Genomic DNA, 19,285 nt, shown 5'->3' with positions numbered 1-19,285 from the left:
GTTCCGTCCTGATGCGACCGCACGCGTTGAATTCTCAGGTCGAAGCCCAAGGCTTCGAGTGGTCATCATTCCAACGGGCTCAGCGATCCGTGCCGGGCCTGTCTTTGGCGCTTCACATCACCAGTGATGGTGCCAACGATGGTGATAGAAGTGCCGGCGCGGCAACGGTCCGCCGTAATAGGCGTAGGCCGGACGCACGACGCGACGATAGCGGTACCCGTCATAGGCGGGGGCATAACCAGTGCTGTAGTAGGTCCTGGTGTAGCCGCCCCAGGGATACGGTTCGTAGCCGCCGTAATACGCCGGCGCGTAGCCGCCGCCGTAATAGCCGTAGCCCGGGCCGTAATAGCCGTAACCCGGCCCATACGCGTAAGCGGAAGAGGCGAGGCCGCCGATCACGGCGCCTGCGATCAATCCACCTGCCAGCGCCGGACCGAAGCCGCCACGCCAATGGGCTTCCGCGGGCGTCGGTGCTGCCACCGCGCTCAGGCCGAGCGTGCCGACGGTTGCCAGAACTAGCGCGGTCTTCATCTGCTGTCCTCCTCTGGTGATGTGATGCCGACCCAACATCAACGACGGGCAAAAGTTGCAACCGTGCATTCGGGAGCGACAAAGAGTCATGAAGATAAACGAGCGTTCACCTCCATCGTCTCGCATCTCCTGATGGCGGTCGCCTCAGGACTAATCGCGATGGTTGAACGGCGACCCAGGTTGTTCCGCGGACGTTTGTCGATCGCGTCGCGTCGTTCGCGGCCGAGCCTGCGGCGGTTTGGCACATGCGTAGCCGCCCTAGTCCGACGCCAACCCCGTCCTTCGCCGCAGATCCGTAATGGCGCGCAAGAAGCTGTCGGCCGGTGTGGTCTCGGGATCGATCAGCCGGTGCAGGCGGAAGCCGTCTTCCAGGGCCAGCACGATGGAGGCCATCCAGGGCGGGTTCACCGTGTCGCCCTTCGCGTTGCCCTTCAATGTCGCCTCGACGATGTCGGCGACCAGCTTGCGCCGTGCGCGCAGGCGTTTTGCGAGTTCGGGGCGGCGCTTCTCGGCGCGCGCGACGTAGAGGATCATCTCCATGTGAAGGAGAGGCGCGCGGCCGAGCGGGTCCTGCTTGCTGCGATCCATCGCCTTCAGGGCCGCGATGAAATCGTCGAGATTGTCGTGCTGGGCGAGGATGTCCATGTTGCGCCGGATCGATTGCTCGACATGGTCCTCGAGCATCGCGATGATCAGCTCGTCCTTGCTCTTGAAGTTGGAATAGAACGCGCCGCGGGTGAAGCCCGCGGCCGCCGCGATCGCCTCGATGCTGGCGCCGCCGATGCCGTCCTCCTCGAACACGCGCGCGGCCGCCTCGAACAACTTGTCGCGCGTGTCGTCCCTGGTCGGCCTGGTTCTCACCCTTGACATCGGCGCAGCTTAGGGCAGAATGCAACTCGATACAACAATGTATCGAGTTGCAGAAGTTCAGCAGTTTGGGGATGGTAACGCCGGGCAGGGTGCCTTGCGTATGCGTGTCATGCGGCAACCGATTGAGGTCACCATGAACCAGCAAGTGCAACCCGCAGGCGGTGATCCGCTGTTCGATCCGCTGTCGCCGGATTTCATCCGCGATCCCTATCCGCATTACGACCGGCTGCGCGCGATCGATCCGATTCACGTGACGCCGTTCGGCCAGTTCGTCGCCAGCCGCCACGCCGACGTCAGCCTCGTGATGCGCGACAAGCGCTTCGGCAAGGATTTCGTCGAGCGGTCCAAACGCCGTTACAGCGAAAAGATCATGGACGAGCCGGTGTTCCGCAGCATGAGCCACTGGATGCTGCAGTCCGATCCACCGGATCACACGCGCCTGCGCGGCCTCGTCGTAAAAGCCTTCACCGCGCGCCGGGTCGAGGACATGCGGCCGCGCATCCAGGAGATCGTCGACCAGGCCATCGATGCCGTGATCGCGCGCGGCCACATGGACCTGATCGAGGATTTCGCCTTCCGCCTGCCCGTCACCATCATCTGCGACATGCTCGGCATCCCCGAGGACCATCGCGAGGTCTTCTACAAGAGCTCGCGCGACGGCGGCCGGCTGCTCGATCCCGTGCCGCTCTCGAAGGAGGAGATCGCCAAGGGCAACGCCGGCAACATGATGGCGCAGATGTACTTCCAGCAGCTGTTCGAGCTGCGCCGCAAAAATCCCGGCGACGACCTCATCACGCAGCTGGTGCAGGCCGAGGAGGACGGCAACAAGCTCACCAATGAGGAGCTGACGGCCAACATCATCCTGCTGTTCGGCGCCGGTCACGAGACCACCGTCAATCTGATCGGCAATGGCCTGCTGGCGCTTCACCGCAATCCGGACCAGCTCGCGCTGCTGAAGGCGCGGCCGGAGCTGATGGTGGGCGCGATCGAGGAATTTCTGCGCTACGACTCCTCGGTGCAGATGACCGGACGTGTCACGCTCGAGGACATCGAGGATCTCGGCGGCAGGCGGATCCCCAAGGGCGAGACCGTGCTCTGCCTGCTCGGCTCGGCCAACCGCGATCCCGCCGTGTACCCTGATCGCCCCGACCGGCTCGACGTTACCCGGCAGAACGTGAAGCCGCTGTCCTTCGGCGGCGGCATCCATTTCTGCCTCGGGGCCCAACTGGCGCGCATCGAGGCCGAGATCGCCATCGCCACGCTCTTGCGGCGGCTGCCCGATTTGCGCATCGACGACGTCGAGAACCCGAAATGGCGGCCGACCTTCGTGCTGCGCGGCCTGACGCAGCTCCCAGCGAGCTGGCGAAGCCGGCGCGTTAACCTCCGCGCGCAACAGGCGCTGTGACTTCGCCACACTTCCCTCTATATAAGGGGCAGTTCCGGCGCGCCTGAAGCCTCAAGGCCAAGGTTTGCAGGGCCAAGATGTGGCCCGGGTGCCGGTTTGGCCGAGGGGAGACCCGTGCAGACGACGCTGCTCGGATTGGCGATTGCCTTCATCTTAGCGCTTCTGGCCGCGCTGATCGGGCCTTACTTCATCGACTGGAACCAGTTCAGGCCCCGGTTCGAGGCGGAGGCCGGCCGGATTATCGGCGTGCCGGTGCGGGTGGCGGGCGAGCTGGACGCGCGGCTCCTGCCGGCGCCGACCCTGCGGCTGCGTTCCGTGACCTTCGGCGGCAACAACGATCTCGGCCGGCTGCGCGCCGACAAGCTCGACGTCGAGTTCAGCCTTGGCTCCCTCATGCGCGGCGAATGGCGCGCCACCGAGCTGACCGTCGGCGGCATGGCGGCCGATCTCGGGCTCGATGCGCGCGGGCGGGTCGATTTGCCGTCCACCGCGAGCGGCAGCTTCAACCTGGCCTCGCTCGCGATCGAGCGGCTGAACCTCACCGGCCGGATCGCGCTGCACGACGCCGCCAGCCGCTCGACGCTGGAGCTGACCGACATCGCATTCGCCGGCGACGTCCGCTCGCTCGCCGGCTCAGTGCGCGGCGACGGCAGCTTCAAGCTGTCGGGCACGCGCTATCCGTTCCGCGTTTCCTCGGGCCCGAGCGCCGACGGCAGCGCCACGCGCCTGCATCTCAACATCGATCCCGGCGAGCGCGCGATGCTGGCCGATCTCGAAGGCGTGCTCGCCTTCGACAACCGCCAGCCGAAGTTCGACGGCGCGCTGACGCTCGCCGTGCCAGCGGCGAAGAAGCCGGGCGAGGCGGGGCCGACGCCCTGGAAGCTCACCGCAAAACTCAAGGCCGATCCGGCCGGCGCCAGGTTCGACCAGATCGATGCGAGCTTCGGCGCCGAGGACAATGCGTTGAAAGCGGGCGGTGTCGGCGAGCTCAGGTTCGGCGCCTCGCCTTTGCTGCGCGCGGTTCTGTCGGCACGACAAGTCGATGCCGACAAGCTCGCGGGCAGGGACGATGCCGAGCCGCTGCGCATCCTGCCGGCGCTGCGCGCAGGCCTCGCCGCGATCCCGCAGGCGCCGATCCCGGCGCAGATCGAGTTCAACTCCGACCAGATCATGCTCGGTGGCCGCCCGCTCCAGAATATCGCGGCTGAGCTTGCGACCGACGGCCGTTCCTGGACCTTCCGGCGGCTCGAGCTGCGCGCGCCCGGCATGACGCAGCTCTCGCTCAACGGCGCGACGCCCGGCGCCGACAGCTTCAGCGGCCGCCTCAACGTCGAGTCGTCCGACCCCGACACGCTGGTGGCCTGGCTCCAGGGCCGCAGCGAGATCAACCGCCGCAGCACCCGGCCGCTGCGCCTTGCCGGCGACGTGACGATCGCCGCCAACCATCTCGCCGTCGACAGGCTGAAGGCCGACATCGAGGGCGGCGCGGTCGAGGGACGGATTGCCTTCGTCCAGACCGGCGCGAGCAAGGGCTCGCGGATCGACGCCGAGCTGAGAGCCGATCGGCTCGATCTCGACGCCGCCGCGAGTTTCGTCCGCGCGCTCGCGGGGCCGCAAGGCGAATGGCCGGAGGAAGCCAAGCTGTCGCTCGATGTCGGCCGCGCCATCTCCGCCGGCCAGGAGCTGCGGCCGTTCGCGGCGAAGCTGGGCTACGGGCCGAACGCGTTGTCGCTGGAGCAGTTGCGGTTCGGCCAGGCCAGCGGCGTGACCACGGAAGCGAGCGGCAGCTTCGACCGCACCAGGGCCACCGGCAAGCTCGCGCTGAAATCCTCAGGCAGCTCGCTGCACGAACTCACCGCACTGCTCGAGCCGTTCGCGCCGTCGGTGCGAGCGCGCTTCGACGCGCTGCCGTCGCTGCCGGGCGCAGCTCGCCTGAAGCTCGACCTCAGCCTCGAGAAGAACGCCGAGCATGCCGATCGCAGCGCCGCCCGGGCCGTGCTCGATCTCGACGCGCCGCAGCTCAAGGCCAGTGCGACGCTGGTCGGGCAGACACCGGTGGCGGCCGTCAACGGCATCGATCTCGACAAATTGCAGAGCAGTGACTTCACGCTGGAGTCGAAAGCCTCGACGCCGCAGGCCGGCGCGCTGCTGGCGCTGCTCGGGCTCGATCGCGTGGTGGCCGCGGGCGAGGGTGCTTCGCAGTTCGAGGGCCGCTTGAGCGGTGCCTGGCGGCGGCCGCTGCAATTGAACGCGAAAATCAGCGGCGGCGGGCTCGACGCGGATGCGCAAGGGACCGTCGAGCTGTCGGAGCCGAAAGCCGGCGTCAATCTGCGCGTGCGCAACGTCAACCTTGCGCCGCTGTTCGGGACCGGCACGGCGGACAAGTCGGTGCAGAGCGTCAACCTGTCTTCCCGCCTCACACTCTCCGGCAACAGCCTGACCTTCAACGATCTCGACGGCAGCGCGGCCGGCTCGCACCTGCGCGGCCGTCTCGCGGTCACGCTCGATCCAGAGAAGAGCGTCGACGGCGAGGTCGGCCTCGATACGCTCGACCTTGGGCCAGCGCTCGCGAGGGCGATCGGCGCGGCGGGACGGGATGCGAGCGAGCCGCTGAGTGCGGGGCTGCTCGGCGGCTGGCGCGGCCGCATCGCGTTCCAGGCGCTGCGCGGCACGATGCCCGGCGGCATCGAGCTGCGCCCGTTCGGCGGCATGATCCGCAGCGACGGCCAGTCGCTTGCGCTCGATGGCCTCAAGGGCGTCCTCGGCGGCGGCGAGATGTCGGCAAGTTTCGACGCGCGCAACGGCGCCAATGGCCTGGCGCTGAACGCGCGCATCGAGCTCAGCAATGTCGATGCGACCGTGCTGCGCTACCGCGACCTCGCGCTGCCGAAGGGCCGTGCCTCGGTACAGATGGCGCTGACCACCCAGGGCCGCAGCGTCGCGGCGCTGACCGGCGCGCTCGCCGGCAACGGCACCGTGACGCTCGAATCCGCCGAGATCAGCGGCCTCAACCCGCGCGCCTTCGAGATCGCCATTCGCGCCAGTGACGGCGGCCAGGTCAGCGACGACAACCGCCTGCGGCAACTGGTCGAGCCGGCGCTGTCGGCAGGCCCCATCGCGGTCGCCTCGGCGCAGATCCCCTTCACCATCCGCGACGGACGGCTGCGCGTGGGCGCAACGCCGCTGGAGGCCAAGAATGCCCGCGCCATCGTCTCGGGCGGCTACGACATTCCCGCCGACCAGGCCGACATCCGCGCCAGCCTGACACCGATCATGACCGGGCTTTCCGGCGCGCCGCCCGAGATCCAGCTGTTTGCGGCCGGTCCCCCCGACAAGCTCACTCGCACCGTCGATCTTGCGCCGCTATCGTCATGGCTTGCGGTGCGCACGATCGACCGCGAGACGCGCCGGCTCGATGCGATCGAGCGCGGCGAGCCGCCGCCGGCCACCGCCGCGCTGCCGACGCTGGTCTCGCCTGAGCCCGCGCCCGAGCCGGCCCTGACGGAGGTACCGGTGCCCGGCCGCGATCCGCGCCGGATGCCGACGCCAAAGGCGAAGGCCGCGCCGACGCCGAAGGCGCCGCATGCCGCGCCCGCAGCGCCAAGCCCTCCACTCACGAGCCCTCCACTCACGAGCCCTCCACTCACGAGCCCGCCGCTCGCAAGCCAGCAGGTCGCGCCCTTGCCGCCGCCGATCGAGGTGCGGCCGGCGCCGGGTCCTGCGCCCGCAAAACCCAGGCCGAAGCCGCCGCTGGTGCTGACGCCGCAGAATCCTTGAACCTGGTTTATGTGGATTGAGCCGCGAGCTTTCTTAACCTCTCCCGCTTGCGGGAGAGGTCGCGCCGGAGGCGCGGGTGAGGGCTTTCTCCTCTAGGCAGGGCTATCGCTTATGATTCGTTGCGGCGGCCTGCGCGCACGCCTCGTCGTTCGAGACGGCGCTTATGCGCCTCCTGAGGATGAGGCTAATCAGCATCAGTGCCCGTTGAAACTGCTGCCGCGCACTCCGTCCTCATCCTGGGGAGCCCGCCTGAAGGATGGCCGCGGGAAAAGTTTTCAAATGCGATAGCACTGCTCCTCTAGGGGATAGTCCCGTTGGGGAGACACCCTCTCCCCAACCCTCTGCCGCAAGCGGGAGAGGGGCCGCACCGCCCGCGCAGCCACTTGCATGCCGGTTAACCCATTCCCTCGCATTTGAATGAATTTTAGTCGGTAAAACTGATTTGCCGATTTTACCGAATTCTCGCGTTTCATCTCTAGCGTCGGTCCCAGAGGAATTCGGCGTCGCGCCAGTTGAGGCGAACGGTTCGCCGAAGAACGACCAAGAACTGGGGTATCGAGATGAACGGGGCGAAATCGCTTCTACAGGATCTGGACGACGCGATCGCGCGTGGCACCGACGAAAGCCGGGCACGCGCATTGTGGCACGCGACCGACATTCTGATCACCGGCCGCTACAGCGACGACGAGATCAGCATGTTCGGCGAGGTGATCGGCCGGCTCGCCGACGAGATCGAGGTCGCCGCCCGCGTGCAGCTCTCGGAGCTGATGTCGGCCTGCGACCACGCTCCGCTCAACGTCATCGAGAAGCTCGCGCTGGACGACGAGATCGAGGTCGCCGGTCCCGTACTGCGCGACTCCAATCGAATCGACGAGAAGATGCTGGTCGCGAGTGCCCTGACCAAGGGCCAGGCGCATCTGCTCGCGATCTCGCAGCGCCAGTCGATCGGCGAGGCCGTGACCGACGTGCTGGTCAAGCGCGGCAACCAGGAGGTCGTGACCTCGGTTGCGAAGAACGCGGGCGCGCGCTTCTCCGGTTCTGGCCTGTTGCACATGGTCCGCCGTGCCGAGGGCGATTCGATCCTTGCCGAGCAGCTTGGCCTGCGCAAGGACGTGCCGCGCCACATCTTCCAGCAGCTGATCGCGAAGGCGTCGGAAGACGTCCGCCGCCGCCTCGAGACCGAGCGTCCCGAGATGATGCCGCAGATCCAGAGCTCGGTGACCGAGGTCACCGGCGATCTGCAATCCAAGTTCGGTCCGTCCTCGCGCAGCTATTTCGTCGCCAAGCGCGTGGTGACGACGCAGTACCGGCAGGGCAACCTCAATGAGGACTCGATCGCGAACTATGCGCGCCAGCACCGCTTCGACGAGGTGCAGATCGGCCTGTCACTGCTGTCGGCGCTGCCGGTCGACGTCATCGAACGCGCGCTGATGGACCGCAACCGCGAGATGCTGCTCGTGCTGTGCAAGGCGCTCGACTTCTCCTGGGACACGACCATGTCGTTGCTCTTCCTCGGCGCCAAGGATCATCTGATCACCGCGCGCGACCTCCAGGACAATGAGCGCGAATACGGCCGGCTCAAGATCGAGACGTCGCGCAGCATCCTGAAATTCTACCAGTCGCGCAAGAACAGCGCGGGTGCCGATTCCGCCGCGGGCCGTCAGCCCGAGCTCCAGGTTCACTGAACAGTTGTACTGAGCAGGAATTCGAGAGGGGAGTATTGCAGATGTTGCCTCAATTCGGCACCGCAGTTCGCAAGAACAAGAACCTCAACAATGCTGTCGCCACCGATCTCGGCGGCGGAGCACCCGACAAGGCCTCGGTGGACGCAGCCTGGCTCGTGCTCGAAGCCGCCAACGACCTCGGCGACGACGCCGCGATCGAGGCCTGCCGCCGCGTCATCGACGCCGAGCTGAACGGCACCGCCGCCCGCAGCTCCGACGTCGATCTCGTGGTGGGATATTTCAGGTAGGCTGCAGCTCTGGGCCGCGCCTTCATTGCGTCCACGCAAATACAAAAAGGCCCCGCCGAAGCGGGGCCTCCTTGTTCGATCATGCTGGTTCGCACTAATCGTCCCAGTGATGGTAACGACGGATCACGACGCCTCGGTCGTAGTCGCGATCGTGATTGTACCAGCCACGGTGCCAGCCACGGTCATGCTCGTAGATGCGCGCGCGGCGGCCGTCATAGTAATCCCTGTCGCCGCCGATATAGACGCCGAAGCCGGCCGCGTTGGCGATTGTGGGGGTACCGATTGCAAGCGTCGCTAGCGCTGCAAGAGCGTAAGTCAGCTTCTTCATCTGTTCCTCCTTGGCTTGCGTTCGTCGCGAGTCAACGACCGTCGCCTCCGCCTGTTGCAGGAACAGCGACGAAACTTTCTTGAATGACTGTTCAGGTCGGCGTCGTCGCAACAGAATGGAACTGCTATCCCCTGGGTTTATTTGTTCCGACCGTCGCAGTGGAAAATGCAGGTTTACGATAGCCAGCGCACACTCGAACCGCTGGCTGGCGCAATGGTCCCGAATTGGTAAGTCACCTCTGTTCGAAGGCGAGGCTTACTTCCAAGACAACGCAGCCCGCGCGAGACGAAGACCTTTGCGACGGAGGCCGAGGCCAAGCTGTTCGCGCGCGCAAAGCTCGATGAACGCTTCGCTCTCTTCGCGGGCACGATCAATCCCGCCTTCCGAGGCGGCTCATTCCGGCGTCCGGATCGCAGCTTGGCTCGTCGAGCAACAGCAAGGCGGCTCAGGCCGCCTCCTTTGATCTGTTTGATGTCTGGATGCGATCGTGCGGCCCTCAATAGCAGGGCGGGTAGGGGTAGTATCCGCAGGCCCGGCGATAGCCATAGGCACCATAGGCTGCGGCTCCTGCCGCTGCTGCACCGTAATACGCCCGCCGATGGACCCTGCGGTTGACGCCGGCAACGCTCATCGGTGTAAGGGGACGCCCGACCCGGGCCTCGGCCGTGTCAGTGGACACTGACAACGCATCCACCGGCGAGTAGCGGAGCGACAAGGGCGTTGCCGTGAACAGCGCGGCGACTACGAACAGTCCAAGCAGCTTGGCATATTTGGTCATGTATTCTCTCCCTTTGCACGACGAGAAAACGTGACATGCCGATGAGTCCCACCATTGACAGAAATCAAAGGTCGAACTCCGAGTGGAGCGCAAGCAACGCGCCGCGGTGACGCTCTCGGCAAGAACGTCTTGCCTATCGGGCAGCCGGTACCTGCCAGGCTGCGCATGACCGAAGCTTGCACCCAATCGCATAAACCGCGCCTCACGAGATGAAGCGTGTGCAGCGTCGATGATTTTCGCGATGATGCCATCATGCCAGTGTTTTGCCCGACGGCGCAACCGGCGATGGGGTGCAGCCCCCAGCCCCGATGGAGGGCAACGCAATCCGGGTCCGGTGGTGCTTTGGGCGAGATTCCCGGATTTCACAGTGCTCCATCCGGGCTACGGGCTGGCACTCGCGTAAGCCATTGATTTCACAGTCCCCGCCTACTGTGCATGGGGTTGTTTTCGCAGTTTCGTTTGGAAGGTCTGCTAGCCTGCGCCGAGTGCCACCGCGACGTTGTAGGTCACGAGGCTCGCCGCATAGGCCAGCACCAGCATGTAGGTGAAGGTGACGGCCATCCATCCCCAGCTCCCGGTCTCGCGCCGGATCACGGCGAGCGTCGAGGCGCATTGCGGGGCGAAGATGTACCAGGCCAGCATCGACAGCGCGGTGGCGAGCGACCATTTCGTCGCCAGCACCTGGCCGATCTGCTCGGCGGCTTCCTTGCCGCCTTCGATGGCGTAGACGGTGCCGAGCGCCGCGACCGCGACCTCGCGGGCGGCCATGCCCGGGATCAGCGCGACCGCGATCTGCCAGTTGAAGCCGACGGGCGCGAGCAGGGGCTCGAGCGCCTTGCCGATCATGGCGGCGAGGCTGAAGTCGATGGCGGGCTCGGTGCTGCCCGCCGGCGGCTGCGGGAACGAGGCCAGGAACCAGATCAGCACCATCATCGAGAAGATCGTGGTACCCGCGCGCTGCAGGAACATTTTTGCGCGGGTGTAGATACCGATCGCGATCGATTTCAGCCGGGGCATCTTGTAGTCCGGCAGCTCCAGCATGAAGGGGGCCGGCGCGTAGTCGCGGATCATGAAGAACTTGATCACGAACGAGACGGCAAGCGCGCTGACGATGCCGGTGGTGTAGAGGCCGAACATCACGAGGCCCTGGAGGTTGATGAAGCCCCAGACGTCCCTGGCCGGAATGAAGGCGGAGATGATCAGCGTGTAGACCGGAATGCGCGCCGAGCAGGTCATCAGCGGCGCGATCAGGATCGTGGTCAGCCGGTCGCGCTTGTTGTCGATCACGCGTGTCGCCATGATGCCGGGAATGGCGCAGGCAAAGCTCGACAGCAGCGGAATGAAGGCGCGGCCGTGCAGGCCGGCGCCGCCCATGATGCGGTCCATCAGGAACGCCGCGCGCGCCATGTAGCCGAAATCTTCCAAGAGCAGGATGAACAGGAAGATGAGGATGATCTGCGGCAGGAACACGATGACGCTGCCGACGCCGGAGATCACGCCGTCCTGAAGGAAGCTCTGCAGCAGGCCGTCGGGCAGGGTGGCTTTCACGAACTCGCCGAGGGCGTCGAAGCCCGACTTGAGCAGATCCATCGCCGGCTGCGCCCAGGCGAACACCGCTTGGAACATCACGAACAGGATCAGCGCCAGCACGATCAGACCGCCGACGGGATGCAGCACCACGGCGTCGATCCGCGCGGTCCAGGTGTCGGGCCGGCTTGGCAGGCTGACGCAGTCGGCGATGATGCGGTCCGCCTCGCGCTGGGTGGCACGCAGCTCGGAGACGCTGAGCGCGCGCCAGCTGTTCTCCTGCGGCTCACTAGCGAGCTTGGCCGAGATCTCGTCGGTCAGCGCCAGCAGGTCGGCCGTGCCGCCCTTGCGCACCGCGATCGAGGTCACCACGGGCACGCCGAGCTCCCTCGCGAGCCGCTCGACATCGACAGTGATGCCGCGGCGGGACGCGATGTCGAACATGTTGAGCACGAGGATCATCGGCCGTCCGGTGCGCTTCAGCTCCAGCAGCAGGCGGATGGTCAGGCGCAGATTGGTGGAATCGGCGACGCACAGCACGAGATCGGGCACGGTCTCGCCGGAGGCCTTGCCGAGCACGAAGTCGCGGGTGATCTCCTCGTCCGGGCTGCGGCCACGCAGCGAATAGGTGCCGGGCAGGTCGACCACGGAGACCTGGCGGCCGAGCGGGGTGACGAAGAAGCCTTCCTTGCGCTCGACAGTGACGCCGGGATAGTTCGCGACCTTCTGCCGGCTGCCGGTCAGGGCATTGAACAGCGAGGTCTTGCCGCTGTTGGGCGTGCCGACCAGGGCGAGATGCAGCAGGGGTGCTTCCATGGGATCAAAGGCCTGGGGGCAGTTATCCGGTCGCCGACTAGGCGACGATGATGGCCATGGCTTCGCGCCGGCGGACCGCGATCGTAATGCTGTCGACCCTGACCGCGATCGGGTCGCGCCCGACCAGCCCTTCGTGCAGGACCTCGACCCGGGCGCCCTCGACGAAGCCAAGCTCGATCAGCCGGCTTTCGAGCTCGATGTCCGAAAGCGCAGAACCCGTGTCCTTGGTGGAAAGGTGCTGGATGACGCCGGTATAGCCGCGCAGGGCCAGACCCAGCGGCATATGCGGGCGCGTATCATCATGGTCGGTCATGCCCTGTATTTTCAACGCAGGGCATTGAGGTCAAGCGCGCACGGCGACCGAAACTGCACCTTAGAGTAATTTTAAAGTGCAGGGGGCGGAGCCGCGCCGGAAACACGCCCCGGCGGCTACTGCGCCGGGACCTTGTCCGGCTGGGCGGCCATGGCCCGGCTCTTGAAGTAGTCGAGCACGAACAGGCGAATCGCCGAGGACAGATTGCCCTGCTGGCGGTTGCCGTCGATCTCGCCGACGAGCTCGGACAGCGTCATGTTACGCAGGCCCGAGATCTCCTTCATACCGTTCCAGAACGCCTCTTCCAGGCTGACGCTGGTCTTGTGGCCGGCGACCACGATCGATCGCTTCACGACGGGCGACTTCATGGCTGCTCCTCGCGATCGATCCGATGCTGGTCCAGGTGCGCCTTCGCCTTGTCCGCGCGCGTCTCCTCCGCCGACCGCGCCGCCTTGGTGCGGCCGAACTTCGCCCGGTTGGCGTCCGCCTGCTTCGCCGAGGCTTCCCGCTCGGCGCGCTTCCTGAAACGATTCAGGTTGATGACGTTCCCCATGCCGCGTCTCCATCATCCGATCCTCTGCAGGCAGGATGAAATATTCAGAAACAGGGTGGCGCATTGCGCCCCACAAGACTTGATCGCCATTCGCTGGTCCTCGTCAATCGGCCCTTCGGGCCATCAAACGATGAATTTCGCCCCTCAAGGGCGGTGGGGCTGCGTAACACGGCGCCCCACCGGAACATTGACGGTAATCAAGTCCCGACCCCAAAAATGCATATTTCTGACCGTCCGGCGTCCGTATCATTACGGATGACTATCGGAATTCGGAAATCTAGCCCGGGCTGGTCATCTTCTCCGGGCGCACCAGGCGGTCGAATTCGTCGGCCGAGACGAAACCGAGCCGCAGCGCCTCCTCCTTCAGCGTGGTGCCGTTGGCGTGCGCGGTTTTGGCCACCTTGGCGGCGTTGTCGTAGCCGATCTTCGGGGCCAGCGCCGTCACCAGCATCAGCGAACGCTCCATCAGCTCCCTGATGCGCTTTTCGTCGGCGCGGATGCCGCTGACGCAATGTTCGGTGAAGGACCGCGCGGCATCCGCCATCAGGCGGATCGAGTGCAGCATGTTGTAGGCCAGCACCGGCTTGTAGACGTTGAGCTCGAAATGGCCCTGGCTGCCGGCGACCGTGATGGCGGTGTGATTGCCGAACACCTGGCAGCACACCATGGTCATCGCCTCGCACTGCGTCGGATTGACCTTGCCCGGCATGATCGAGGAGCCCGGCTCGTTCTCCGGCAGGATCAGCTCGCCCAGCCCCGAGCGCGGGCCGGAGCCGAGCAGGCGGATGTCGTTGGCGATCTTGAACAGGCCGGTCGCGACCGAATTGATGGCGCCGTGCGCCAGCACATAGGCATCGTTCGAGGCCAGCGCCTCGAATTTGTTGGCGGCGCTGGTGAAGGGCAGCTTCGTAATCCCGGCAACGTGCTTTGCGAACAGCTTTGCGAAGCGCGGCTTCGAGTTGAGGCCGGTACCGACCGCAGTGCCGCCCTGCGCCAGCGGATAGAGATCCTTCACCGCGACCTTGAGCCGCGCGATGCCGCTCTCGACCTGCGCGGCATAGCCGGAGAATTCCTGGCCGAGCGTCAGCGGTGTCGCATCCTGGGTATGGGTGCGGCCGATCTTCACGATCTTCGAGAACTCCTTCTCCTTCTTGCGCAGCGCGCGAAGCAGCTCGCCGAGGGCCGGGACGAGATCGGCATTGATGCGGCTTGCGGCTGCGATGTGCATCGCGGTCGGGAAGGAGTCGTTCGACGACTGGCTCATGTTGACGTGGTCGTTGGGATGCACCGGCTTCTTGGCGCCGAGCTCGCCGCCGAGCAGCTCATTGGCGCGGTTGGCGATCACCTCGTTGAGGTTCATGTTGCTCTGCGTGCCCGAGCCGGTCTGCCACACGACAAGCGGGAAATGGTCGTCCAGCTTGCCGTCGATCACCTCGCGCGCGGCGCGGATGATGGCGTTGGCGCGGCGCTGATCGAGCAGCCCGAGCTCGAGGTTGGACTGCGCGGCAGCGAGCTTGACCATGCCGAGCGCATGCACGAGCGCGATCGGCATGCGGTCCGTGCCGATGCGGAAATTCTGGCGCGACCGCTCGGTCTGCGCCCCCCAATAGCGATCGGCGGGCACTTCGATGGGACCGAAGCTGTCAGTCTCGATGCGGGTTGCGGGGTGGGCGGTCTTCGCGCGGGAAGCTTTGGCCATGAGCACATCCATTCTGCCGCGCGAGATGCCGCGCGGCTTCTTCATGTGCTCTTCTATATAGCGAGTTTGGCCGGGCGCGACGGGGGCGGGCCCAACCTGGATCATTTCTTGCGGAAACGATCGAGCCGCACGACCTCGGCGCCGCCCTGGCTCGGCGGCGTCGGCTCTTCCGTGGCCTCTGCCGTTTCAGCAGCCGGCGCCGGCACGGCGACAGCCGATGGAGCGGGCGTTGCCGGCAAATTCTCCGGCGCGACCTCGGCGACATCGGAGGTGTCGAACTGGAGTCCGAATTTCACGGACGGATCGAGGAAGCTCTTGATGGCGCTGAACGGCACCACCAGCCGTTCCGGAATGCCGCCGAAGGACAGGCCGACCTCGAAGCGGTCTTCGTGCACGGTCAGGTCCCAGAACTGGTGCTGGAGGATGATCGTCATCTCTTCAGGATATTGCGCCAGCAGCCGCGACGACAGTTTCACGCCCTCGGCTTTCGACACGAAGGTGATGAAGAAATGGTGCTCGCCGGGCAGGCCATGGGCCGCGGCGTCGGTCAGCACCTTCCGCAGCACGCCGCGCAGCGCGTCGCGGGCCAGCACATCGTATCGGATATGATCGGTCGCCATGGTGGTCCTGTCGCATTCCAGGAGTTGGGCCCTGCCGGCCCGACTCGCCAAGCCGCATAGTATCGCGCCTGACGGGTCAGCAGGAGTCCCCCGCAGGGGAGGAAATGAGAGGTAAGTGGAGGCTTCTGTTGCCAGGTGCCTCCGAACCCCGCCTAGCGGAGCTTAACCCGCTAGGACTTTAGAGTGGTCTTTCAAACTGCGTTACGCAGCCTGAGCAACCGGAGCAAAGTTGTCGTTGGCAACTATTGCAGTAGCCCGATAACGGCGGAACAATACCGGGAAAAAGTACGCCCTTTACGCCCTCGTCGATCCTATTTCGCCCCCGCCAAAGCCCGCTTTCAGGGCCTGCCCGATGTGGGCTTTGGTGGAGGCGCCGGGTACCGCCCCCGGGTCCGAATGGTTTATTGCGACGACCGTTTATTTCCATAGCCGGCGAACCAGCACCCCCAATATAGGGGGCAAAGGTTTCAAAAAACAGAGGTTTCGAGCAGCGATCCGCGGTTCCCTTTGGATAGGTTCCGGTTCGCCGGCGGTCGGATCTTGGCCGCGCAGCGGCTACCGTTCTAAGCTCCTGAGATGTCCACCGATTCAGTACCGGCCGCCCAAGAGCCGGATCGCGCCGCACTGAGCGGGCCTCCGCCTAGCCTCGGTGCGCTGTTCACGGCCTTCGCCCGGATGTCGCTGGCCGGTTTCGGCGGGGTCCTGGTGTTTGCGCGGCGGGCGATCGTCGAGCAGCACCGCTGGATGACGGCGGACGAGTTCAACGAGACCTTCGCGCTCTGCCACTTCCTGCCCGGGCCCAACATCGTCAATCTGTCGATGGTGTTTGGTGCGCGGCTGCGGGGGATCGCCGGAGGTGTCGCCGCCTTTGCCGGGCTGCTGCTGCCGCCGACGCTGGTCATGATCGTGCTCGCGATCGCCTATGCCCGGTTCGGCGACCTCGAGGTGCTGCGTCGCATCCTCGCAGGCATCTCCTGCGCCGCAGTCGGCCTGTTGATCGCAGTGGTCTTCCGCATGATGACGCCGCTCCTGAAGCGTATGGAGGCGGTCGCGCTGATCCTGATGCTCGGCGTCTTCCTCGCCATCGGCGTGGTCCGCCTGCCGCTGCAGGCTGTGCTGCTGGTCGCAATCCCCGTGAGCATCGGCGCCACCTCCCTCCTGCGGCGGAAGGTAGCAGCGTGAACGCCGAGAGCCCGGTGTGGACGCTGATCTCGACCTTCGGCCTGATGTCGTTGTTCGCGGTTGGCGGCGCCGCCGCGGCGGTGCCCGAGATGCATCGCATCGCGGTCGACGTGCATCACTGGATGACCGACAAACAGTTCGCCGATGCCTATGCGATCGCGCAGCTCTCGCCAGGTCCGAACGTGCTAATCGTGACGTTAATCGGCTATGCGGTTGCCGGCATCCCCGGGGCGCTCGCGGCCACGCTGGCGATGTGCCTGCCGACCGCGCTCGTTGCCTATCATGTCAGCCGTCTCCTCAATCGGCCCGGACAGTCGCGCTGGCCGGCCCTGATCCAGGCTGCGCTGGTTCCGCTCTCGATCGGATTGATGGCGGCGAGTGCCCTGATCCTGGCGCAGTCGACTGACCGGACGATTGCTGCAGTGCTCCTGACCGCGATGGTTGCGGTGATCGCATCGGTCTCGCGCATCCATCCGCTCTGGCTCTTGCTCGCCGGCGGCCTGTTGGGTTTTGCTGGCATTGTGTGATGAAAATCGCTAGGCAGGGCTGCGGCCCGGGGATCCCTTTCCAGCCGATTTAGAATAACAGTGCTCGTGACTTACGGGTCGCGGAGGAGACATGCATGGCCGAGACGATGGGCCACTCAGCGACAGCCACCCGAAACACCAGGATGGTGATCGGTTTCTGCCTGCTGGCGATAGCGCCGCAGATCTTCGAATTCATCTGGTCGATCGGGACCCTCTTCGGCTGGGGCGCGGGGCGCGGCCCGGCGACCGTCCTGATCAGCCACGCCACCGCGCTGGTCGCGGGTGCTCCCGCAGCGCTGATCGGAGCGGCCGGCGGTGAGAGCAAGAAGGCGTCCTCCGATGTGCTGCTGGCGCTGATCTATTCCTATCCGATCCTCGCGGTGGCGATCGTCACGCTGTTCATGACCATCCGGTCGGCACAGGACTATGTCGGCGGCGTCATTCTGATGGCGGTCGCGCTGTTCGCGCTGTGGGCGTCGAGCGATCTGCAGGGCATGCGCGGCTTCTCCTTCGGCGCGGGCACCGCGCCGCGGATGTTCGGCGGGCTTCTGGTCGCCCTGTCCGCCGCCATCGCCCTGAGCGGCCTTTTGGCCGACGGGCCGTCGATGGCGCATTATTCCTGGCGCGGCCCGCTGTTCGTGATGGTCGCAATCCTGTTCTTCGCGCTGGCGATCCGGCCGCTCGGCCTCGTGGTCACTGCCTTCGCGAGCTTCATGATCGCAGCGACAGGGTCGCATGAGACGCGCTGGCTGGAGGCCGCCATCGTCGGAGCCTGCCTGACGCTCGGCTGTGCGATCCTGTTCCCCTACGTGCTCGGGTTGCCGATGCCGATGTTTCCGCGTTTCCTGATCCAGTGAGGGCGTGATGGATATCTTTGCCAACCTCGCTCACGGCTTTGCCGTCGCGCTCTCTCCCATCAACCTGCTGATGTGCCTGATCGGTGCCCTCGTCGGCACGCTGGTCGGTGTTCTCCCCGGTATCGGCACCATTGCGACGGTCGCAATGCTGCTGCCGATCACCTTCGGCCTGCCGCCGGTCGGCGCGCTGATCATGCTCGCCGGCATCTATTACGGCGCGCAATATGGCGGCTCGACCACGTCGATCCTGGTCAACATTCCCGGCGAGGCGACATCGGTCGTCACCGCCATCGATGGCCATCAGATGGCCAAGCAGGGCCGCGCCGGCCCGGCGCTGGCGATCGCGGCGATCGGTTCGTTCTTCGCCGGCTGCGTCGCGACCGTTTTGATTGCCGTGCTCGGCGCGCCGCTGACAAAGCTCGCGCTGGCGTTCGGCCCGGCGGAGTATTTCTCGCTCATGGTGCTCGGCCTGATCTTCGCGGTGGTGCTGGCCAAGGGCTCGGTGCTGAAGGCGATCGCTATGATCGTGTTCGGCCTGTTGCTCTCGATGGTCGGCTCCGACATCGAGACCGGTGCCTCGCGCATGGCCTTCAACATTCCGGAACTCGCCGACGGTCTTGGCTTTGCAACGGTGGCGATGGGGGTGTTCGGCTTCGCCGAGATCATCCGTAATCTCGACGCCGGCGCCGAGATGAACCGCGACCTCGTGCAGCAGAAGATCACCGGCCTGATGCCGACCAGGAAGGACCTGGTCGACTCGACGCCGCCGATCCTGCGCGGCACCGTGCTCGGCTCGATCCTCGGCATTCTGCCGGGCGGCGGCGCCGTCATCGCCTCGTTTGCGGCCTACACGCTCGAGAAGAAGCTCGCGAAGGATCCGAAGCGGTTCGGCCGCGGTGCGATCGAGGGCGTGGCGGCGCCGGAAAGCGCCAACAACGCCGCGGCGCAGACCTCCTTCATCCCGCTGCTCACCCTCGGCATCCCGCCGAACGCGGTGATGGCGCTGATGGTCGGCGCGATGACCATTCACGGCATCGTGCCGGGTCCGCAGGTGATGCAGAAGCAGCCGGATCTCGTCTGGGGCATGATCGCCTCGATGTGGATCGGCAACCTCATGCTGATCATCATCAACCTGCCGCTGGTCGGAATCTGGGTCCGCCTGTTGCGCGTGCCCTACCGGCTGATGTTCCCCTCGATCGTGATCTTCTGCGCGATCGGCATCTACTCGGTGAACAACGCGCCCGTCGACGTCATCCTCGCCGGCGTGTTCGGGCTCGTCGGCTACTGGTTGATCAAGCACGATTTCGAGCCGGCGCCGCTGCTGCTCGGCATGGTGCTGGGACCATTGATGGAGGAGAACCTGCGCCGTGCGCTGCTGATCTCGCGCGGCGACTGGAGCGTGTTCCTGACGCGTCCGCTGTCGGCGGTGCTGCTGGCCGTCGCAGCGAGCCTGCTGATCCTCACGGTGCTGCCGGTGCTGCGTGCAAAGCGCGACGAGGTGTTTACCGAGTCCGAGAATTGATCGCTGCG

Annotated in this window: 18 protein-coding genes and 1 other RNA gene; 8 read left to right on the top strand and 11 right to left on the bottom strand. The window is 65.7% G+C overall.

Annotation, left to right across the window (positions count from 1 at the left end; genetic code table 11):
* Positions 1 to 117 precede the first annotated feature (117 nt).
* Together ACRQ5Q_RS33905 and ACRQ5Q_RS33900 are read right to left on the bottom strand one after the other, a co-directional pair.
* Positions 118 to 531, bottom strand: a complete 414-nt coding sequence (locus tag ACRQ5Q_RS33905; RefSeq protein ID WP_439369963.1) for a hypothetical protein — start codon at positions 529 to 531, stop codon at positions 118 to 120.
* A gap of 258 nt (positions 532 to 789) precedes the next feature.
* Positions 790 to 1,401 carry a TetR/AcrR family transcriptional regulator gene (locus tag ACRQ5Q_RS33900; protein ID WP_439394274.1) on the bottom strand — a complete coding sequence of 204 codons (612 nt, stop codon included), beginning with the start codon at positions 1,399 to 1,401 and terminating at the stop codon, positions 790 to 792.
* Positions 1,402 to 1,534: 133 nt separating this feature from the next.
* Between ACRQ5Q_RS33900 and ACRQ5Q_RS33895 the strand changes: the two genes are divergently transcribed.
* The 4 genes from ACRQ5Q_RS33895 (at position 1,535) to ACRQ5Q_RS33880 (ending at position 8,555) form a co-directional block, all read left to right on the top strand.
* A complete protein-coding gene (locus ACRQ5Q_RS33895; protein WP_439394272.1) occupies positions 1,535 to 2,806 on the top strand; it encodes a cytochrome P450 in 1,272 nt (423 codons plus the stop codon).
* A gap of 114 nt (positions 2,807 to 2,920) precedes the next feature.
* Positions 2,921 to 6,583: an AsmA family protein gene (locus tag ACRQ5Q_RS33890; protein ID WP_439394270.1), complete on the top strand. Its 3,663-nt coding sequence runs from the start codon at positions 2,921 to 2,923 to the stop codon at positions 6,581 to 6,583.
* Positions 6,584 to 7,143: 560 nt separating this feature from the next.
* On the top strand, positions 7,144 to 8,268 hold the full coding sequence (locus ACRQ5Q_RS33885) for a DUF2336 domain-containing protein (protein WP_439369959.1): 1,125 nt from the start codon (positions 7,144 to 7,146) through the stop codon (positions 8,266 to 8,268).
* Between the two features lie 41 nt (positions 8,269 to 8,309).
* A complete protein-coding gene (locus tag ACRQ5Q_RS33880) occupies positions 8,310 to 8,555 on the top strand; it encodes a hypothetical protein (RefSeq protein ID WP_439369958.1) in 246 nt (81 codons plus the stop codon).
* 94 nt (positions 8,556 to 8,649) lie between these two features.
* Here ACRQ5Q_RS33880 and ACRQ5Q_RS33875 read toward each other — a convergent pair whose 3' ends face one another.
* The 9 genes from ACRQ5Q_RS33875 to ssrA form a co-directional block, all read right to left on the bottom strand.
* Positions 8,650 to 8,883: a hypothetical protein gene (locus tag ACRQ5Q_RS33875; RefSeq protein ID WP_439369956.1), complete on the bottom strand. Its 234-nt coding sequence runs from the start codon at positions 8,881 to 8,883 to the stop codon at positions 8,650 to 8,652.
* A gap of 496 nt (positions 8,884 to 9,379) precedes the next feature.
* Positions 9,380 to 9,661, bottom strand: coding sequence for a hypothetical protein (locus ACRQ5Q_RS33870; protein ID WP_439369954.1), 282 nt, complete (start codon positions 9,659 to 9,661; stop codon positions 9,380 to 9,382).
* Positions 9,662 to 10,132: 471 nt separating this feature from the next.
* Positions 10,133 to 12,004 carry a ferrous iron transporter B gene (feoB, locus tag ACRQ5Q_RS33865; protein WP_439369953.1) on the bottom strand — a complete coding sequence of 624 codons (1,872 nt, stop codon included), beginning with the start codon at positions 12,002 to 12,004 and terminating at the stop codon, positions 10,133 to 10,135.
* A gap of 37 nt (positions 12,005 to 12,041) precedes the next feature.
* Positions 12,042 to 12,317 (bottom strand): FeoA family protein, encoded by a 276-nt coding sequence (locus ACRQ5Q_RS33860; RefSeq protein WP_018640861.1) that lies wholly within the window; start codon positions 12,315 to 12,317, stop codon positions 12,042 to 12,044.
* A 116-nt stretch (positions 12,318 to 12,433) separates the two neighbouring features.
* Positions 12,434 to 12,685, bottom strand: a complete 252-nt coding sequence (locus tag ACRQ5Q_RS33855) for a ribbon-helix-helix domain-containing protein (RefSeq protein WP_018640860.1) — start codon at positions 12,683 to 12,685, stop codon at positions 12,434 to 12,436.
* Entirely contained in the window at positions 12,682 to 12,870 is a 189-nt protein-coding gene (locus ACRQ5Q_RS33850) for a DUF4169 family protein (RefSeq protein WP_439369951.1), read from the bottom strand. The genes ACRQ5Q_RS33855 and ACRQ5Q_RS33850 overlap by 4 nt, the downstream gene beginning before the upstream one ends.
* A 277-nt stretch (positions 12,871 to 13,147) precedes the next feature.
* Entirely contained in the window at positions 13,148 to 14,581 is a 1,434-nt protein-coding gene (gene fumC, locus ACRQ5Q_RS33845) for a class II fumarate hydratase (RefSeq protein ID WP_439399922.1), read from the bottom strand.
* 89 nt (positions 14,582 to 14,670) lie between these two features.
* Positions 14,671 to 15,189: an SspB family protein gene (locus tag ACRQ5Q_RS33840; protein WP_439369950.1), complete on the bottom strand. Its 519-nt coding sequence runs from the start codon at positions 15,187 to 15,189 to the stop codon at positions 14,671 to 14,673.
* A 114-nt stretch (positions 15,190 to 15,303) separates the two neighbouring features.
* Positions 15,304 to 15,670: a transfer-messenger RNA gene (gene ssrA, locus ACRQ5Q_RS33835) on the bottom strand.
* A 95-nt stretch (positions 15,671 to 15,765) separates the two neighbouring features.
* Here ssrA and ACRQ5Q_RS33830 point away from each other — a divergent pair.
* The 4 genes from ACRQ5Q_RS33830 to ACRQ5Q_RS33815 all read left to right on the top strand — a co-directional run bounded on the left by ACRQ5Q_RS33830 (position 15,766) and on the right by ACRQ5Q_RS33815 (position 19,277).
* Entirely contained in the window at positions 15,766 to 16,371 is a 606-nt protein-coding gene (locus ACRQ5Q_RS33830; protein WP_439394268.1) for a chromate transporter, read from the top strand.
* Positions 16,368 to 16,898, top strand: a complete 531-nt coding sequence (locus ACRQ5Q_RS33825) for a chromate transporter (protein WP_439394266.1) — start codon at positions 16,368 to 16,370, stop codon at positions 16,896 to 16,898. Before ACRQ5Q_RS33830 ends, ACRQ5Q_RS33825 begins: the two co-directional genes overlap by 4 nt.
* A gap of 95 nt (positions 16,899 to 16,993) precedes the next feature.
* A complete protein-coding gene (locus ACRQ5Q_RS33820) occupies positions 16,994 to 17,755 on the top strand; it encodes a tripartite tricarboxylate transporter TctB family protein (RefSeq protein WP_439394264.1) in 762 nt (253 codons plus the stop codon).
* 4 nt (positions 17,756 to 17,759) lie between these two features.
* Positions 17,760 to 19,277 carry a tripartite tricarboxylate transporter permease gene (locus tag ACRQ5Q_RS33815; RefSeq protein ID WP_439369946.1) on the top strand — a complete coding sequence of 506 codons (1,518 nt, stop codon included), beginning with the start codon at positions 17,760 to 17,762 and terminating at the stop codon, positions 19,275 to 19,277.
* Positions 19,278 to 19,285: the final 8 nt, after the last annotated feature.

The organism is Bradyrhizobium sp. PMVTL-01, assembly GCF_051861855.1.
Taxonomy (GTDB): Bacteria; Pseudomonadota; Alphaproteobacteria; order Rhizobiales; family Xanthobacteraceae; genus Bradyrhizobium.
Note: the sequence above shows the minus strand (reverse complement) of the source record. Positions and strands in the feature narration are given on the sequence as shown.

Coding starts and splice junctions, on each gene's coding strand:
- ACRQ5Q_RS33900 (WP_439394274.1), bottom strand. CDS start 1,401: ATGTCAAGGGTGAGAACCAGGCCGACCAGGGACGACACGCGCGACAAG.
- ACRQ5Q_RS33855 (WP_018640860.1), bottom strand. CDS start 12,685: ATGAAGTCGCCCGTCGTGAAGCGATCGATCGTGGTCGCCGGCCACAAG.
- ACRQ5Q_RS33870 (WP_439369954.1), bottom strand. CDS start 9,661: ATGACCAAATATGCCAAGCTGCTTGGACTGTTCGTAGTCGCCGCGCTG.
- feoB (WP_439369953.1), bottom strand. CDS start 12,004: ATGGAAGCACCCCTGCTGCATCTCGCCCTGGTCGGCACGCCCAACAGC.
- ACRQ5Q_RS33840 (WP_439369950.1), bottom strand. CDS start 15,189: ATGGCGACCGATCATATCCGATACGATGTGCTGGCCCGCGACGCGCTG.
- ACRQ5Q_RS33880 (WP_439369958.1), top strand. CDS start 8,310: ATGTTGCCTCAATTCGGCACCGCAGTTCGCAAGAACAAGAACCTCAAC.
- fumC (WP_439399922.1), bottom strand. CDS start 14,581: ATGGATGTGCTCATGGCCAAAGCTTCCCGCGCGAAGACCGCCCACCCC.
- ACRQ5Q_RS33850 (WP_439369951.1), bottom strand. CDS start 12,870: ATGGGGAACGTCATCAACCTGAATCGTTTCAGGAAGCGCGCCGAGCGG.
- ACRQ5Q_RS33885 (WP_439369959.1), top strand. CDS start 7,144: ATGAACGGGGCGAAATCGCTTCTACAGGATCTGGACGACGCGATCGCG.
- ACRQ5Q_RS33875 (WP_439369956.1), bottom strand. CDS start 8,883: ATGAAGAAGCTGACTTACGCTCTTGCAGCGCTAGCGACGCTTGCAATC.
- ACRQ5Q_RS33820 (WP_439394264.1), top strand. CDS start 16,994: ATGGCCGAGACGATGGGCCACTCAGCGACAGCCACCCGAAACACCAGG.
- ACRQ5Q_RS33860 (WP_018640861.1), bottom strand. CDS start 12,317: ATGACCGACCATGATGATACGCGCCCGCATATGCCGCTGGGTCTGGCC.
- ACRQ5Q_RS33905 (WP_439369963.1), bottom strand. CDS start 531: ATGAAGACCGCGCTAGTTCTGGCAACCGTCGGCACGCTCGGCCTGAGC.
- ACRQ5Q_RS33895 (WP_439394272.1), top strand. CDS start 1,535: ATGAACCAGCAAGTGCAACCCGCAGGCGGTGATCCGCTGTTCGATCCG.
- ACRQ5Q_RS33830 (WP_439394268.1), top strand. CDS start 15,766: ATGTCCACCGATTCAGTACCGGCCGCCCAAGAGCCGGATCGCGCCGCA.